General features: G+C 30.1%; 15 protein-coding genes. 6 read left to right on the top strand and 9 right to left on the bottom strand.

What is annotated here, in order from left to right; genetic code table 11:
- Positions 1-20: 20 nt before the first annotated feature.
- The 3 genes from WH52_RS12840 (at position 21) to WH52_RS12830 (ending at position 5473) form a co-directional block, all read left to right on the top strand.
- Complete coding sequence (locus WH52_RS12840; RefSeq protein ID WP_086031361.1) at positions 21-2612, top strand: AsmA-like C-terminal region-containing protein; 2592 nt, start codon at positions 21-23, stop codon at positions 2610-2612.
- Positions 2613-2741: 129 nt separating this feature from the next.
- Positions 2742-5216 (top strand): DUF5686 and carboxypeptidase regulatory-like domain-containing protein, encoded by a 2475-nt coding sequence (locus WH52_RS12835; protein ID WP_086031360.1) that lies wholly within the window; start codon positions 2742-2744, stop codon positions 5214-5216.
- Between the two features lie 14 nt (positions 5217-5230).
- Positions 5231-5473, top strand: coding sequence for a MoaD/ThiS family protein (locus WH52_RS12830; RefSeq protein ID WP_086031359.1), 243 nt, complete (start codon positions 5231-5233; stop codon positions 5471-5473).
- Positions 5474-5503: 30 nt separating this feature from the next.
- On the opposite strand, the gene WH52_RS12825 is transcribed toward WH52_RS12830, so the two are convergent.
- Genes WH52_RS12825 through porZ form a run of 4 tightly spaced genes read right to left on the bottom strand, consistent with a single transcriptional unit; the run spans position 5504 to position 11293 of the window.
- Positions 5504-5773, bottom strand: coding sequence for a DUF3817 domain-containing protein (locus WH52_RS12825; RefSeq protein WP_086031358.1), 270 nt, complete (start codon positions 5771-5773; stop codon positions 5504-5506).
- A gap of 10 nt (positions 5774-5783) precedes the next feature.
- Positions 5784-8249 carry a TonB-dependent receptor gene (locus tag WH52_RS12820; protein ID WP_086031357.1) on the bottom strand — a complete coding sequence of 822 codons (2466 nt, stop codon included), beginning with the start codon at positions 8247-8249 and terminating at the stop codon, positions 5784-5786.
- A 3-nt stretch (positions 8250-8252) separates the two neighbouring features.
- Positions 8253-8975, bottom strand: a complete 723-nt coding sequence (recO, locus tag WH52_RS12815) for a DNA repair protein RecO (protein ID WP_086031356.1) — start codon at positions 8973-8975, stop codon at positions 8253-8255.
- Positions 8975-11293, bottom strand: coding sequence for a type IX secretion system anionic LPS delivery protein PorZ (gene porZ / locus WH52_RS12810; protein WP_086031355.1), 2319 nt, complete (start codon positions 11291-11293; stop codon positions 8975-8977). The genes recO and porZ overlap by 1 nt, the downstream gene beginning before the upstream one ends.
- A 63-nt stretch (positions 11294-11356) precedes the next feature.
- Between porZ and WH52_RS12805 the strand changes: the two genes are divergently transcribed.
- Positions 11357-11827 carry a CYTH domain-containing protein gene (locus WH52_RS12805; protein ID WP_086031354.1) on the top strand — a complete coding sequence of 157 codons (471 nt, stop codon included), beginning with the start codon at positions 11357-11359 and terminating at the stop codon, positions 11825-11827.
- A gap of 192 nt (positions 11828-12019) precedes the next feature.
- Here WH52_RS12805 and WH52_RS12800 read toward each other — a convergent pair whose 3' ends face one another.
- The 5 genes from WH52_RS12800 to WH52_RS12780 are packed head-to-tail and all read right to left on the bottom strand — an operon-like array spanning position 12020 to position 16823.
- Complete coding sequence (locus tag WH52_RS12800) at positions 12020-13354, bottom strand: sensor histidine kinase (protein ID WP_086031353.1); 1335 nt, start codon at positions 13352-13354, stop codon at positions 12020-12022.
- Complete coding sequence (locus tag WH52_RS12795) at positions 13354-14058, bottom strand: LytR/AlgR family response regulator transcription factor (RefSeq protein WP_086031352.1); 705 nt, start codon at positions 14056-14058, stop codon at positions 13354-13356. The genes WH52_RS12800 and WH52_RS12795 overlap by 1 nt, the downstream gene beginning before the upstream one ends.
- Before the next feature lie 10 nt (positions 14059-14068).
- Positions 14069-15406 (bottom strand): sensor histidine kinase, encoded by a 1338-nt coding sequence (locus WH52_RS12790; protein WP_086031351.1) that lies wholly within the window; start codon positions 15404-15406, stop codon positions 14069-14071.
- Between the two features lie 9 nt (positions 15407-15415).
- Positions 15416-16057 (bottom strand): PAQR family membrane homeostasis protein TrhA, encoded by a 642-nt coding sequence (trhA, locus tag WH52_RS12785; RefSeq protein ID WP_086031350.1) that lies wholly within the window; start codon positions 16055-16057, stop codon positions 15416-15418.
- A complete protein-coding gene (locus WH52_RS12780; RefSeq protein WP_233131564.1) occupies positions 16029-16823 on the bottom strand; it encodes a lysophospholipid acyltransferase family protein in 795 nt (264 codons plus the stop codon). Before WH52_RS12780 ends, trhA begins: the two co-directional genes overlap by 29 nt.
- A 94-nt stretch (positions 16824-16917) precedes the next feature.
- Between WH52_RS12780 and trpS the strand changes: the two genes are divergently transcribed.
- Positions 16918-17886, top strand: coding sequence for a tryptophan--tRNA ligase (gene trpS, locus WH52_RS12775; RefSeq protein ID WP_086031348.1), 969 nt, complete (start codon positions 16918-16920; stop codon positions 17884-17886).
- Between the two features lie 10 nt (positions 17887-17896).
- Positions 17897-18205 carry a DUF6370 family protein gene (locus WH52_RS12770; RefSeq protein WP_086031423.1) on the top strand — a complete coding sequence of 103 codons (309 nt, stop codon included), beginning with the start codon at positions 17897-17899 and terminating at the stop codon, positions 18203-18205.
- The last annotated feature ends 2 nt before the right edge of the window (positions 18206-18207 follow it).

Below are 18207 nucleotides of genomic sequence, written 5' to 3'. Positions count from 1 at the left end.
AGTTTTAAGTGTTTCTTTCTATGAAAAAAGTTTTCAAAATAGTCGCAGGTATCGTAGTATTTGGTTTAATAGTACTAATCACCATTCCTTTATTATTTCAAGACAAAATTATAAATCTTGTAAAAGAAACTATTAATAATAATGTAAATGCTCAGGTTGATTTTTCTAACGCGAACTTAAGTTTACTTAGTAATTTCCCTAACGCTTCAGTAAATTTAGAAAATATTACTGTTATTAATTTTGAACCTTTTAAAGGTGACACTTTATTCTACGGAAAAGAAATTAGTCTAAACCTAAGTTTATCAGAATTACTAAAAAACAGTAGTGAACAACTGAATGTTAAATCTTTTTCTATTAAAAATGCTTTAGTTGATGTGAAAGTTAATAAAAATGGAAAAGCTAATTACGACATTTCTAAAACGAAAACGACACAAACATCTTCTTCAGAAACTCCTGTTAGCTCAAGTAGTTTTGGAGTTTCTATAAAAAACTACAGTATTGAAAACAGTACAATAAAATATAACGATCTACAAACTAAAACTGAATTAGCATTAACAGATTTCAATCATTCTGGAAGTGGAGATTTCTCTCAATCTAACTCAGAGTTAGATACCAAAACCTCAACAACAATTTCTTTTGGTAAAAACGGAACTTTATATGCGAATAATCAAAAAGTTTCTTTAGATGCTGTTATTGGAATGGATTTAGAAAACAAAAAATTCACTTTTAAAGAGAATGAATTGTTACTAAACAAACTTCCTTTAAAATTTGACGGTTCTGTTAAAGTTAACGATAAAAATCAAGAAATTGCTTTAACTTTTGAAACCCCTTCTTCTGATTTTAAAAACTTTTTAGGGTTAATTCCTGAAGCTTACGCAAAGAACTTAAACGGAGTTACAACTACTGGTAACTTTTCGGTAAAAGGAAATATAAATGGAATTATAGATGATAAGCATATTCCAAAAATGGCAATTAATGTTGCTTCTAGCAATGCTTCTTTTAAATATCCTGATTTACCTAAAAGTGTGCAAAACATTCATATAGATGCTCAACTTAAAAACACTACTGGACTTTTAAAAAACACCTTTGTAAACATTCATAATTTCGCTTTTCAAATTGATAAAGACAAATTCTCTGGAAAAGGAAATATTTTTAACCTAACAACAAACCCGAAAGTAGATGGAACTGTAAATGGAACTCTTAACTTAGGAAATATTAACAAAGCATATCCTGTTACTTTTAAAAATGAATTGAGTGGTATTTTAAAAGCAAACTTAAACACTCAGTTTGATGTTGAAGCTATTCAAAAAAACATTGTTAATAGAATTAAAAATAGTGGACATATTGAAATTAACGATTTTGTTTTTTCTTCAAAAGACATTGTTAATCCGCTAACTATTAACAGTGCAAAAGTTGCTTTTACACCAAGCACTGTCAAGCTAACTAAGTTTGATGCTTTGTCTGGGAAAAGTGATTTTAAAGCTACAGGGAAAATTGATAATCTTCTAGGTTTTTTACTATCAAACAAAAAACTTAAAGGAAACTTTAATGCAAAATCAAACAATTTTTATGTGAGCGATTTTATGCAAGCTAAACCCGAGAATAAAGAACCTGAAACACCAACAAAAGAAGAAGCTCCTAAAACTGAAGAAGCATTGAAAATACCTGCATTTTTAGATTGCTCTGTGTATGCAGATGCTGCAAATGTATATTATGATAATCTTACTTTAAAAAATGTAAAAGGTCGCTTATTATTAAAAGACGAAAAAGCTGTTTTACAAAATGTAAACGCTAATATTTTTAACGGAGCTATTGCTTTAAATGGAGAAATAAACACTCAGAAAAAAGAGCCAACTTTTGCCATGAAATTAGGCATTAAATCTTTCAATATTGGGCAATCTTTTAACAGTTTAGAATTGTTACAAAACCTAAGCCCAATTGCCTCTGCTATGGACGGAAAGCTAAACTCAGACATTGACTTATCTGGAAGCTTAAACAAAGATTTTACACCAAATTTAACATCAGTTTCGGGAGATGCATTAGCAGAGTTACTTACAACTAAAATCAATCCTGAAAAAACAAAAGCTTTAAGCTTGTTAAACGACAAACTTTCTTTTATTGATTTAACTAAATTAGACTTGTCTGATATTAAAACAAAACTTTCTTTTAAAGATGGTAAAGTTGCAGTAAAACCTTTCAAAATAAAATATCAAGATATCGGAATTAATATTGGTGGAACTCATGGTTTCGATCAAACAATGAACTACAATGTTACCTTCGATGTTCCTGCAAAATACTTAGGTAACGAGGTACAGGGTTTATTATCTAAACTAAGTGCTAACGACCAAAACATTACTGTACCTGTAACTGCGAATATCACAGGAAACATGTCGAGTCCGAGTGTTAAAACAGATTTATCTTCATCAGTAACAAAACTTACTCAAACCTTAATTCAAAAGCAAAAAGACAAGTTAGTAAACAATACTCTTAATAGTTTGTTAGGCGGAGGTACTAAGAAAGATTCTACCAACAAAAAGAACGATGTTGTTAAAGACGTAAAAGACGTTTTAGGTGGCTTATTCGGAAAGAAGAAAAAGAAAAAAGATCAATAGAAGCAACCTTTTACAAAAATTAGTAGTCTATCTTTTTTAAGAGTTCTTTGTAACTTATTTAACTTTTTGTATACATATTTACTAACGGTTATTAAATAGGTTTGCCACCTATAAATCAACAATTAAACTATGAAAAAAATTACATTGCTACTTTTTTTATGTTGCTATTCTTTTAAGTTTTCTGCTCAAATAAAGGGAACTGTAAGTGACAAAAACAACAAACCAATCTCTTTTGTAAGCATTTATTTAGACGGAACGGTTACTGGTACATCTTCTAACAATAATGGTGAATATGAGTTATCGTTATCTAAAACAGGAAAACACACTGTAGTTTTTCAAATGTTAGGTTTTAAAACCTTACGAAAAGAAATTTCAGTAAACGAATTTCCTTATAAGCTTAATGTTCAACTTTCGGAAGAACAAGTTACTTTAGACGAAGCTGTGGTTAACAGCAAAGACAATCCTGCTATTAGAATTATCAGAAATGCAATTAATAATAAAGATCGAAATACCAATAAAACTGCTGAATACAACGCTAACTTTTATTCTCGTGGATTGATTAAAATAAAGAATGCGCCGAAACAAATTCTAGGTCAAAAAATAGGTGATTTAGGAGGCGGTTTAGATTCTACAAGAAGTGGAATAATTTATCTTTCAGAAACTGTTTCTAAAATTTCTTATCAAAAAAAACCTAAAAACTTTAAGGAGCATATTATAGCTTCAAAGGTTAGTGGACAAGACAACGGAATTTCTTTCAATCAAGCAGAAGAAGTTAACTTCAACTTTTATAATAATACAATTAACATTGTTGAAACTGATATTGTTTCTCCAATTGCAAACTATGCTTTTAGCTATTACAACTACAAATTAGCGGGTACTTTTTATACCAAAAGCGGTATTTTAATTAATAAAATTAAAGTTACACCTAAGCGCAAAAACGATAGAGTAGTAGAAGGTTTTATTTACATTATTGAAGATACTTGGGCTTTATACGGAACAGACATTACTGTTACTGGAGAACAGGTAAACAGCCCAATGATAAAGAATTTACATTTCAAACAGAACTATAATTACTCTAAAGATAACGATGCTTGGGTTATTATTTCTCAAACTATCGATTTTAAAGCTGGTATGTTAGGAATTAACGTTAATGGTCGTTTTACTGCTGCGTATTCTGACTATAATTTTACACCTAGTTTTACTAAAAAATCTTTTGGAAATGAGATTTTATCTTTTGAAAAAAATGCAACCAAAAAAGACTCCGCATATTGGAATACATTAAGACCAATTCCGCTTACAAAAGAAGAACACAAAGACTATATTGTAAAAGATGCTATTAAATTGGTTAGAAAATCTGAAAAGTATTTAGATTCTGTAGATCAAACTCGTAATAAACTTTCTTGGGCTACTCCTTTAGTTGGTTATACTTATAGAGACTCTTACGAAAAATGGAGTTTTAATATTGATTCTCCTATTCTAAACACTAATTTCAACACGGTTCAAGGATTCAACACATCGTTAAACATGTCTTATTTTAAACGTTTAAATGATAAAGGAAAATGGTATAGAATTGGTACTGATTTTAACTACGGTTTTTCTGACAAACGCTTAAGACCTACTGCTAGCTTCACGTATAAATGGAATAATATAAACAAACCGATATTGCGTATTTCTGGAGGTGTAACTACGAGTCAATTTAACAATAGAAATCCTATACCAAAACTATTCAACTCAATTAGCTCGTTGTTTTACGAAAGAAACTATATAAAGCTTTACGAGAAAAAGTTTGCTAAAGTTAGTTTTGATAATGATATTTTAAATGGAGTTCGTTTGTATTCTTCTTTAGAATTTGCAGATAGAAAACCACTTACAAATACTACCGATTATAGTTTTGTAAATAGAGATAATGTGGAATACACTTCAAACGATCCAAGAAATCCATTGAACACAAACCCTTCATTTACTCCACATCACATATGGACTGCAACTATTGGAGCTTCTATTAGTTTTGGAAATAAGTTTTTATCGTATCCAGATGCAAAATGGAACGTTCGTAACAAAAACTATCCTTCTTTATTTGTGGGATATAAAAAGACTTTTGGTTCAGGAAATAGTCAATTACATTCTGATTTAGTTTTCACAAGAATAAATCAAGATATTTCTTTAGGAAACATTGGTGATTTTAAATATAATATTCGTTCGGGAATTTTCCTTGAAAAGAACAATATTCCATTTATGGATTATCAACATTTTAATGGAAACCAAACCTCAGTAGCTCCTTCTAATGATTACACAAATCATTTTAACTTATTAGGGTATTATGATTTAAGCACAAATGATAAGTTTTCTGAAATGCATGCAGAGCACAATTTTAAAGGGTTCATTTTAAATAAAATCCCGTTATTAAATAAACTAAACTTTCATTTAGTTGCTGGTGCAAAAGGATTGTTTACTGGAGATACAAAACCTTATTCAGAACTTTCTTTAGGATTAGACAATATTGGCTGGGGTAAATGGCGTTTTTTACGAGTAGACTATGTTCGCTCTAGCTTTAATGGTAATCACAAAAACGGAGTCGTTTTTGGTATAAAACTGTTAGATTAATTTACCTTTGTTGTATGAGAATACAAATCCTATTATTTGGTATTGCTTCAGATTTAGTTGGAGAATCTTCAATAACAGTAGAGTTTCCTGAAAATATCTCTGTTTTAGAGTTTAAAACATTCTTTTCAGAAAAATTTCCGAAGTTAAAAACAGTAAGTTCTTATGCTATCGCCGTAAATGAGAGTTATGCGCAAGACGATTATATTATTAAAAGCAATGATGTAATAGCAATTATACCACCTGTGAGTGGTGGATAAAATAAAAAGTCGGGTTTAAAACCCGACTTTTTATTTTAAATATTTTCCTACAAAGAAAGTTCCGAAAGGTAATATGGAAAGTAAACATACAATTCCGAATGTTTTACCGTTCCAATTCAATTCATACTTTAACATTATTGCCATTATTATATAGGCAACAAATAATAATCCGTGTGGCATTCCTAACATTTTTACATATTCAGGATTTCCTTGTAAATACTTTATTGGCACTGCAATAAACAGTAATAAAATATATGATATTCCTTCTAAAAGACTTACGAGTTTAAACGCGTTGATCATGTTTTTGTGTTTATAAATTAATCATAAGAGAAACTGATAAATTTCTACCTGGAGCAGATACCCCAGATGCAAATTCTTTATAGTGAACATCAAACAAATTTGTTAATTGTCCTTGAACTGCTACACTAGAGTTTAGCTTGTATTTTCCGTACAAACCTACAGTTATCCAACTAGGTGTACCATAATACTTTTCTCTAGCATCTGTAGCATTTTCGTTAACTATTGGAGTTTGTTGATGATTATCAATTCCTTCTTCTATATTGTAATCTTCTATATCTTTTCGAGCATTAAAAACTAGGTTAGCTCCTGCTTCAATTTTATCGTCAGAATACCCTAATTCAAACCTACCAAATAATGGAGGAATAGATGATAATGGTTTATTAGTATCGTATGCCCTTCCTTTGGTATAGGTTATAAATCCTTCAGTTTTAAAATTATTAAACAACTTACCTAAATAACTTATTGTAAACCCAGTAACATAGGCAGACCCTTTGTTTACATTCGAAACAGTTGCTAATGATTGACCATCATAATTAATGTTCGTATTTCCATCTAACTGAAAAGCTTCACGATAAATATAATTATCTAATAAGGTATAGTATATATTAGCTCCTACTCTAAATTTTCTTTCATTAAAATACTTCTGAATACCAATTTCTGCATTATAAGCATACTCTGGTTTCAAATTAATGTTCGGCACTGTTACCAAGTCGTTTTTCTCTCTAACTTTACCTACATCGTCAATATTTGGAGATCTAAACCCTGATGAAACTACCGCATTTAATTGCCAGTTTTTTGTTGGTTTATAAACGTAACCAACGGTAGCAGTAACAGCAGTATTATTTAACTGAATATCATTATTTGGTAATTGAATAAAAGTCTCATCATTCCATTTAGCTTTAAGAACTGTGTTTGTTAATCGAATTCCAGTATTTAAAGTTGATTTACTATTAATATCTTGCCTATAATCTGTATAAATCGCAGTACTTAAATAGCTACTTCCGCCATCGGCATAACGAGATTGCACAGGAAAACTTCCACTAAAACCAATAATTTCACCATTGTTAATATTTAAAATTTTTCCTTCTGGTGTAGAATCTACATCATTGTAAGACATTTCAAAACCATATCCTAAATTTCTTTTTTCTGCCAATGGCACAGAAAAATCTCCATTTATACTAAAGATATTTACTTTTTCAGTTCTATAAGTTCTATTCAAACTACCAAATTTTCTATTTATTCGGCTTTCTTTAATATTTTGATATGCCAATGTTAACGTTCCTTTTTCCATCCATTTTTTGTTTGGAGAAAATAGTAACTGTGGAGAAATTAACAATCTGCTTTGAGGGCCATAATACCATTCTGCAAATTTTAAACTACCTCCTTTTAATTCGGTTAATCGATCAAACCTTGGTATGTCTGAAGATGTTGAATATTGAAAATTTAATTTTAAATCTGTTTTTTTAGAAAGAGGAATATAGAATTTCTGTAAAACATCCGTTTGTTTGTATCCTGTATTTCTTTGCAAGTTTACATCAGAATTTGCTGTTGGAGTTTCTTTATAATTTCCGTTTAAATTTTCTGAATAAAAGAATACTTTTCCCCAATCGTTAAAACCATGAGTTCTATTTTCTCCCATTTTTAAATCTCCAAAATTACTATGCGCTACCGAAGTAAATGAAGCCCATTTTTTAAATCGAAGTTCTGCAGAAAACACATTAGTGGTCTCTTGATTTACGGTGCTATATCTTGAAAACAAAGAGCTTCTTACTTCGTTTTTCTCAGATAATTTTGGTGTTTTGGTATAATAGTGAATAACCCCTCCTAAAGCATCTGAACCATAAATAACCGATGATGGTCCAAAAACAACCTCAGTTCTATCTAATAAATTCGGAGCAACGGTAATAGCGTTTTGTAAATGCCCTTTTCTGTAAATAGCATTATTCAATCGAACTCCATCTACCACCAATAAAACCCTGTTACTTTCCATTCCTCTTAACACTGGGCTTCCTCCTCCAAACTGAGATTTTTGAACTTTAATACCAGGAATATTTGCTAATAAATCTGCAGAAGTTTGCGGTGAAACCCGTTCTATTTCTTTTTGAGAAACAATAGCTATTTGTTCCGCTATTCTATTAGTTTTGGCTTTGTTCTTAAACATAGAAACCACTACCTCATCCAATTGTTCAGATTGTTTAGATAAAAAAACTTCGTTATAATTTGCTACAACTGTAGCTTTACTTAACTGTAATTCGGCATAAGAAACATGTGTAAAAATCAACAATTCTTTATCGGAAAAATCACTGACATCTATAACTCCATCTGAATTTGTTACCCCAGATTTAGACTTGTCTTTATTAAAAACCGCCACTGCTTCAATCGGCTTGCCTGTTTCACCATCGAATACAGTAACTTCTTGAGAAAAAATACTAATTGAAAAAAATAATATAAGTACTATAAATAAAGCCTTCTTCATGAGTTAACTAAACACCGTTTCTAATACATCTAACGATTTAGGTTGTTTAAAACCGTCCAAATGTAGTTCAAAATATTGAATTATAATTCTTAATACAGTTTGTCTTTCATTCTTACTAAATGAAATTTTATCTATTGCATCAAAATTTATGCCTAAAAGCCTTTTAAAAAGACCTAATTCGGGGTTTATTACTAAAAACTTTTCGTACTGATTATCTACAAATGCTCCCTCCAACAAATTAAAGGCTTCTTTGTGATGTTCACTTACATCTGGATAAAAACCTAAATACTTTGAAAAATTCAACAAAAACAGCAGATGAAAGTTTGAAACATTGTCATGAGTATCAATCCAAAGTAATGACGTTTCTATATATTCGTACAAAGGCTTATTCTGTTCTTCTTCTCTAATAATACCAGACAATACTTCAGACAAAAACAGTATAATAGTTTGTTTTATGACTGAAACTGGAATTGAATTATACGGATGAATAACTTCCACTTCTTTAATAGAATTTAAACTTCCTTTGGTATTGTGATTTACTAATAATTTTAATTGTGTTAATGGTTGAAAATACCCAGGCTTTATCTTACCTTTTTTAGATTTTAAAACACCTCGAAGCATGTACGATTTTACACCTTCTTCTTCAGTAAAACATTTTACAATTAAGCTTGTGTCTCCGTATTTTATCGCATTTAAAACAATTGCTTTTGTTGCAACTATAGCCATTAATTTACGATTGCTATTTTAGTTGTTGAAGTTTCGGAACCATCTTCATTTGAAAGTAATACGATATATATTCCTGAAGCTACTTTAGTACCTGCTAAGTTCTTTTTATTCCAAACTACTCTTCCTCCCAATAATTGCTGACCTTCTACCACATTTGTTTCATACACTAAATTACCAGCAACATCTAATATTTTAACGTTGGTTCCTTTTGGTAAATGCTTACCATTTCTACCATCAATTGTTACGGTCTCATGATTTTTTAATACAGGATTTGGATATGCATATACTTCCCCCAATTCTTCGCCAAACGGAGCTACTTTACTGTTATAAGCTACCATTCCTTTATTGGTAGCAAAGTATACTTTTCCTGTAATATCGTCTACCTTAATTTTTGCTATTTTGTTTGAAGGTAAAGGTGAATTGTCTTTATCAAACCTTGCTAATGTATTTTGCCCTGACGGATTTGTGTATACAACTCCACCATTATCGGTGCCAAACCATTTATTATCAGCTCCGTCAATTTCTATGCTATTTACTGTTTGATCTCCTAATAATCTTCTCGCAGCGCCATCATCTAAAATAATTACAGGTTCTGCATTGGTTATATCAGCATCAAAAACCCCCAACGCATTATTATAAACTACTAAGCCTGTTAAAGTTCCTAACCAAACTCTATTATTTCTATCTACAGCTACAGTTCTTACATTTAAATTTGGCAAATTTCCTTTATTAGGTTCAGTAACTAGAGATTTTTTTCGATTTCCGTTTTCATTATAAATAAACACTCCGTTTCTACGAGTTCCTACCCAAACTGTATTAGCTCTATCTACCACAACCTCGTTCATACCATTTCTTCTTGAAAGATCTAAAACATTTAAATCGATACTAGTCCATTGTCCGTTTGGTGATAATTTCTTTAGTTTATTTGGAACTCCAACATTAGTCACCCATAAATTCCCTTGTCCATCGAATGCGGTTCCACTTATTCTAATTGTGGTAAACGGAACACCCGCAATAGGTTCTAACAAACTATTGTTTTGATTAAAATAATTGGTAATTACATCATTTTCAACTTCCATTAAACCTCCCGTAGTTACTGAATTAGGATTCGTTGTTCCTCCCATAGTACTTATGTATGCTTTATTTTCTAGGGTTTTATCAATAGTAACATGTACTAAATCAGGATAAGGATATGAATTTGTATATCTAGAATTTAACCAATTAGCTCCATTAAAATGACTAAACCCTTTTCTAAAACCTAAAGGTGTATAGGCTGCATCGTAACCACCATAAACCACCCAAAGATTATTATTATGAACATCTATGGAAAAGATATCATTGAATAATGGACCTTCTGGATGAATTTCTTCAAAAGTTTGCGGAGAAGCTATTTGCGTTTTTAAAATTCCGAAGGTTTTAGTTGCTAAGTAAATTTCTCCATTTTCTTCATAAGATTGATTTAGTGTAAAACCAAAATTAGTAGTAGGTTGAACTTGTACTCTTGTATTTAAAGAAGTATTTAATACAAATGCCTCACTATTTAAGGAAACAGATAAACTCGATGGTGAACTTTTTAAAGCTACTACATCTTGAGAAAAACTCCTAACAACTGAACTCATAGTTCCATTAATTCGCAATAAATCTCTTCCTCTACCAGCAAACAACTGAGTATTAAAACTTGTTATACTTTTAAAATCTCCTGTAATCTGTCTTGTCCAATTACTAAAATCTATGAGGTTAGGATTATTTATATCAGCACTATACAATCCGCTTCTTGTAGCTGCATAAATTCTGTTTTGAAATACTGTCATTTCATTAACCCATTCATCTGAAGATCCTGCTCCAATAAAATATGTATCTCCAAACTCTAAATTATCTATATCGTAAACGACAATTGCAAATGACGTAGAAATATATAGCTTGTTTTGATATTCGTAAATATGATTTACTCTCTTCTCTCCGGTTTGATTAAAGTTGGTAATTTCTGGAGATGTTGTTATTTTTCCATCTCTATCTACAACTTCAATTAAGCCATTTTCATACCCTAAAACTAATCGTTCGTTGCTTTTATTGTAGTGAATTGATGTTGTAGTTTCTCCAGAAAGCCCCTGTATTGATGATAATTTTCTGGTACTTTTAGTTTGGGTGTCATAAATAAACACCGCATTATCGGTTACCGCATAAATTGTGTTACCTTCTTTTACAAAATCTTTTACGTTTGTATACGAAAATAAATCTTCCCAACGATTACTATAATCTGTTTGAGAAACAGCTATAAAACTCCAAAAAAACAGTAAAAACGTATGTATCCTTCTCATCTAAACATCAAAGATATTTATTATTAACGATAAAAAATGATACATTCGTACAAATCATCTTTTATGGCTACAGAAATCGAACGTAAATTCTTGGTAAACTCAAACAAGTACAAAGAAACTTCACACAAAAAAAACTATATAAAACAAGGTTTTTTAAACTCTAATAAAGAACGAGTTGTTAGGGTTAGAATTAAAGATGATACAGGATTTTTAACTATAAAAGGACCATCTAATAAAGAAGGGACTACTCGTTATGAGTGGGAAAAAGAAATTAGTTTAACAGAGGCTAAGGAACTTTTTGCTCTTTGTGAAAAAGGAATTATAGAAAAGTATCGTTATTTGGTAGAGGTAGAAAATCATCTTTTTGAAGTTGATGAGTTCTTAGGAGATAATAACGGACTAATCATTGCTGAAGTAGAACTTAATTCAGAAAACGAGTCTTTTATAAAGCCCAATTGGTTAGACCAAGAAGTTACTGGAGATGAAAAATACTACAACTCAAACTTAAGTAAGTTACCTTTTAAAGATTGGTAAAAACAAAAAGGTTAAAGTTTTTACACTTCAACCTTTCCTTTCCCTAATAATTAAAAGACTATGGGTTCCCCCCAGACACCACATATCTTTATTAATACAGCTAAATTATAACTTAATACCTTGTGATTACTGAGTTTTTAACATTTGGTAGTAAAAAAACAATATTTTGCTACGTTTTTTAAATATTTGGATTTATTCTACATAAGGAAAAGTTATAGTAACCATAGTGCCTGAGCTCGCATTCTCATTAATTTCTTTAATCTTTATAAACGTTTTTTGTGGTTGATACATAATTCTCAACCTTTCTTTTACAATACTTATTCCGTAAGATTTTCTTTTAACATTGCTTTTCTGTTTTCTCTTTTTACTTTCTTCAACTCCAATTCCGTTATCTATAATTTTAACTTCTATAGCATCATTCTTTTTCGAAATAGAAACATCTAATTTTTTATCTCCCTCTTTTAATGTTAACCCATGCCAAATAGCATTTTCTACAAAAGGTTGTAAAAACAATGGGACCACTTTTAACGATTCTACATTAATATTTTCATCTATCTTCTTAGTAAAAATAAAGTTATTTTTTAATCGCATTTGTTCTAGTTTCACATAAATAGCTAGCATATCTAATTCTTCTTGTAGGGTAATAGAATTCTTATTTGTAGCTTGTAAAACTTTTCTTACTAGAGATGAAAATTTGGTAATAAAATCTGAAGCTAATTCAATTTTATTTTGAATTACATAATTATTGATTGAGTTTAATGAATTGAATAAAAAGTGAGGGTTCATTTGACTCTTGAGAGCCGTTAATTTTAATTCAGAAATTTGATGTTCTTTACGAAGTAAACTTACTTCCATTTCTCTTTTCTTTTCAGCAATTTCACTAAAATAATTTCCTGTTAAAACTGCAAAAATGGTACTTTGTATTAAAGCCCCTACAAAGTAATAAAACATTCTATGTACTTTAAAATCGATTAAATAGTACTCTCCTTTAATCATTTTTATAGAACTGATATTAGCAAAAATTAAAAACAAAATTGATCCAAGGAGTAAGTAAAAAACCTCGGTTGTTCTTTTTTTAGAGATTAAATAAAAAACAACTAAACCACATATTGATGAAAACGGAACCGAATATGCTACTACTTTCTTTTGCACCTCATATCCATAAACAAATTGAACTCCAACTAAAATAGCCGCAAAAAGTAACATTACCTGTGACAAACGAACTACCCAAAAATCTAACTTCGGAAAATCAACTTTACTATTTACCAAACTTCTTGCAAAGTGAATAAAATAAACATATCCTACATACTGAATTGAAAAGCTAATGTATTTATAGAACTCTTGAACAGTAGGGTTAGGAAAAGCATCTCTTACCAAATAAACAGTTAAACAGAATAAATAACCAGTATAATACTTATGAATTTTGTCTCTACTTTGTAAATAGATTATGAAATGGTAAACGAATAACATTACCAAGCCTCCTCTAATCCATGAGTAAAATGCTGATGTAATATCTAATAACTGCATTATCTATCTAAATACAACTTTTCTATAAGTTCGTTCTTTTTAGTTCTACTAATACTTACCACAGTACCATCTTTCATAGTTAATTCACTTGCCCCTTTATTATATTCAGTTACATATTTCAGGTTAATCACATATGAATTATGAACTCTAAAAAACTCAGGACAGATAAATTTTTTCTGAACTTCTTTTAAAGTTTTTGTAGCTACTATCTTTTTCCCATTTTCTAAACTGATTGTTGTATAACTTTTGTCTGACTTTAGATAGAGAACTTCATCTTTATGAATTAAATATACCTTACCATCAGCAGCTATATTAATTTTAGCATCAATGTTTTGAGCAGATTCAATTTTAACTTCGTTTTTAATTTTGGTAATTGCCAAGGTTAATTCATCAATATCTATTGGCTTTAGCAAATAATCAAAAGCTTTAACTTTTACCGCTTTAACCCCGTATTCATCATAAGCAGTGGTAAATACTACTTTAAATTTTCTTTCAGGAAAATGTTCTATAAATGAAAAGCCATCCATTTCAGGCATTTGAATGTCTAGAAATACAATGTCTGGTTGAATTTCTTTAACAAGTTCAATACCTATTATTGGCGAACTACATTTGGTTATCGAAACATTTTCTTCACACCTATTAATTTTCCATTCTAATGCTTCTAAGGCATCCTTTTCATCGTCAATTAAAACAATTTTCAACATAAATCTTTTCTTATACTTTAAACTCTTTAGGAAATAAAACTGATACTCTAGTTCCCTTTCCTCTTTTCATTTTTGTTAAATCTTCAATAATAATTTGAACGTTTTCTTTTTTATAGATTAACTCCATACGGTTTTTTACCGTTTTTATTCCGTATGATTTTCGTTCTAAATTATCTTTCTTATTAATAGAATTGCTTAATCCTACTCCATTATCTTCTATTTCGGTAAGAATAAACTCACCGTTATCTTCTATTTTAACATGTAAAATACTTTTTCCTTCATTTAAACTTAGTCCATGCCATATTGCATTTTCTAAAAACGGCTGCATATATAGTGGCACAACTTCTAAATTAGAGTTTCGTAAGCTTTCATCTACTTCAATCTTATAAGTAAAAGAATTTCGTAATCGTACTTGTTCTATTTTTATGTATAGTTCAGCAATTCTAAGTTCTTCTTCTAATGGTATTGATACTTTTTCAGTTGTTTGAAGCACTTTTCTTATTAATCTTGAAAACTTTGTTATATAATCTGAAGCTACCTCTTTTTTGTTCTGAATAACAAAATTGTTAATTGAATTTAATGAATTGAACAAAAAATGCGGATTCATTTGATTTTTAAAAGCTGTCATTTTCAACTCATATAATTGAGATGATTTTTTCAATAAATTCAACTCTACTTTACTTTTCTCCTCTTCAATTCTCTTAAAAGTATCTGCCAACAACATTGCATATATAATCGTTTGAATTAAGATTCCTATAAAATAGTAAAACATGCTATGTACAGGAAATGAGAACAAATAATCTGTACCTCTAGCTAATTTCATTACTGTTACATTTGCTAATAACAAGAAAATTATAGAACCAATCATAAGGTATATTCCTTCAACAGTTTCTACAATTGTAATAAACATTAATGTTAAAAGCATAGTAACTGAAAAAACAGGAGCTATGTAAGACATAATTTCTAACTGATATTCAAACCCGTATAAAATTTGAACTCCTAGTAAGAACACAGCTAATACTAGTAGAATTATATTTGAATACCCAGCAGCTTTATCCCACAGCTGAAAAAACTTACGTGTATTAATAACTGCTCTTGTAAACTGTATATAAAAAACAAAAGCTATAAATTGAACTGGAAAGAAAAGATATTCATAAACCTTAGCCACACAAGGATTGTCAATGAATACATCTCTCATTAAAAACACAAAAACTCCTAAAAGATAAATGGAGTAAAATAGGTATATTTTCTCTCTATTTTTTAGATAAAAAATAAAATGATACAGTAGTAATAATAAAATTCCACCTCTTATCCATGAATAAAAAATAGAATGAATGTCTTGCAGCATTTTTCGTTTTTAAGCATAATAATATATGGATATAAAATGACTTATGCTACCTAACAGTACAAAAACATGAAAAATTGCGTGATTATAAGCTATTTTTCCTATGGAATAAAATATAGCCCCAACCGTATAAAAAATACCACCAGCAATTAAATAATATAATCCTTCGATCGGTAAACTTGCTATTAATGGTTTTATAAAAAACACTACCTGCCATCCCATTAGTAAATACATAGCGGTTGATATTCTATCGAATTTACCTGTAAAAAATAGTTTTAAAACAACTCCAACTAAAGCGAACAACCAAACAAAAACAAACATGTACCACCCTAATTCCGAATCCAATACCACTAAACAAAAAGGAGAGTAACTTCCTGCTATTAAAACATAAATAGCTGCATGGTCAAAAATATTGAGTTTTCTTCTTAAAACAGGATCTTTTGCCGCATGATAAAAAGTAGACGCAGCATATAACACAATCATACTTACCCCATAAATCACAAAACTCGCTTGTTTCCAAAAACCAGTGTATTCAAACGATTTGGTAATTAAAAAGTATAAACCTATGATACTCATCAGTAAACCAAAACCATGAGTAAGAACATTTAGTCGTTCTTCTTTTTCGCTATAACGGTGATTTAAACTCTCGCTCATTATTAGGTCTATTAGTGTCTTTCATATACAACTCATCATTAATTAATTCATTGTATATTAAATCGAAAGTTTGTCGTTTTAGTTGCTCTTTATCATCCATTGTTAAACCTTCTGTTTTAATAAAAGGTTTCTGTTTAACTCTAAACGTTCCTGGGTGACCTTTAAAGAAATCCCAAGAAAACAAACGTTTTGCATCGTAATAAATTTGAGGCACAATTTCCATTTGATACTCTATTGATAAACTAAAAGCTCCATTGGTAAATGGTGCTAAAGTTACATTTTCGGTAGGCACTAATCCTTCTGGAAAAATACCAATGCTCAATCCATCATCTAAACGTTTCTTAACTCTGGTATATACTTCTTTTCTACTTTTAGGATCTTTTCTATCGACCATTACGACCGCTTTTTTGTAGAAATATCCAAAAACAGGAAGCTTTACCAATTCCTTTTTCCCAACAAATAAGATCGGATTTTTACTCATTGCAATCATAATCCAAGGATCTAATAAAGAAGCATGATTCGCAATTATCATATAGCTTTTTCCGTATTCTAATTTTTGTTCAACAACTTTCTTTAGTCTAAACCCCATTCCGTAAATAAGGAAGAAAGACCAAAGTCGCATCAACTTCCAAAAAACTCCATAATATTTTTCTTTAGATAATAATATTAATACTAATGGAGACATGGCTAGTACAGAAACTATTACGAGAAGATAAAACCAAATTCTCCATATAAGTCGAAAAGGAAATACTAAATATTTAATCATAGTTTGCTAAAGTAGTAATTTCTTTTGTTTGATAAATTTTAACCTTACTTTTGCTTACTATTTTAAGATTATTACAAATAAATAACACTTTAAAATGCCAAGAGTTTTAACAGGAGTACAAAGTACAGGAACCCCACATTTAGGGAATTTATTAGGAGCAATTTTACCAGCTATTGAAATGGCTAACGACCCTAATAACGAATCGTTTTTATTTATTGCCGATATGCATTCTTTAACGCAAATTAAAGACGGAAAGCAATTACGAGAAAACACCTACAGTACTGCTGCTACTTGGCTTGCTTGTGGAATTGATATTAACAAAACAGTATTTTATCGTCAAAGTGATATTCCAGAAGTTACTGAATTAACTTGGTATTTAAGTTGTTTCTTTCCTTACCAACGCTTAACATTAGCGCATAGTTTTAAGGACAAAGCAGATCGTTTAGCTGATGTAAATGCTGGTTTATTTACCTACCCAATGTTAATGGCTGCTGATATTTTATTATACGATGCCGAAGTTGTACCAGTAGGAAAAGATCAATTACAACATTTAGAAATGACGCGTGATGTTGCTAATAGGTTTAATAATATTGTTGGAGACATTTTAATTCCACCAAAGGAAAAAATTAATGAAAACACAAAATTAGTTCCTGGTACCGATGGTGAAAAAATGAGTAAGTCGAGAAATAATTTTATCGATATTTTCTTGCCAGAAAAGAAGCTTCGTAAGCAAATTATGGGAATTCAAACCGATAGTAAAGCTTTAGAAGAGCCGAAAGACCCAGATACCGATAATGTTTTCGCCTTATATAAATTATTAGCTTCTGATGAGCAAATTGCTGAAATGAGAGCTAATTACGAAAATGGAGGTTACGGTTACGGACATGCAAAACAAGCTTTATATGAATTAATTTTAGAAAAGTTTAGTGATGTACGTGCAAAATACAATCATTATATGGAAAATCGACATGAGATTGATGAAGCCTTAGCTATTGGAGCAGAAAAAGCTCATTCGGTTGCTAAAGATGTTTTACAAAGAGTTCGTGAAAAAGTTGGTTACTAAAAAAGACTTTATGAATAAAATCTTATTCCTTTTATTTTTAGGATTAATGGCTTGTTCAAAGCCTGTTTCTAAAGAAAAAGAACAAATTGTTGAAGCTTCTTGTGGTCAATGTCAATTCGGGTTAAAAACTCAAAAAGGTTGTGATTTAGCCGTAAGAATTGATGGAGAAGTTTATTTCGTTGATGGCGCTCATATAGATGATTATGGCGATGCCCACGATGAAAACATTGGTTTATGTAACGCAATAAGAAAAGCCAAAGTAAAAGGAAAAATTGAAGACAATAAGTATAAAGCATCTTCTTTTGAAATTATAGAATAACA

Source organism: Tenacibaculum holothuriorum (assembly GCF_002120225.1).
Lineage (GTDB): Bacteria > Bacteroidota > Bacteroidia > Flavobacteriales > Flavobacteriaceae > Polaribacter > Polaribacter holothuriorum.
Note: the sequence above shows the minus strand (reverse complement) of the source record. Positions and strands in the feature narration are given on the sequence as shown.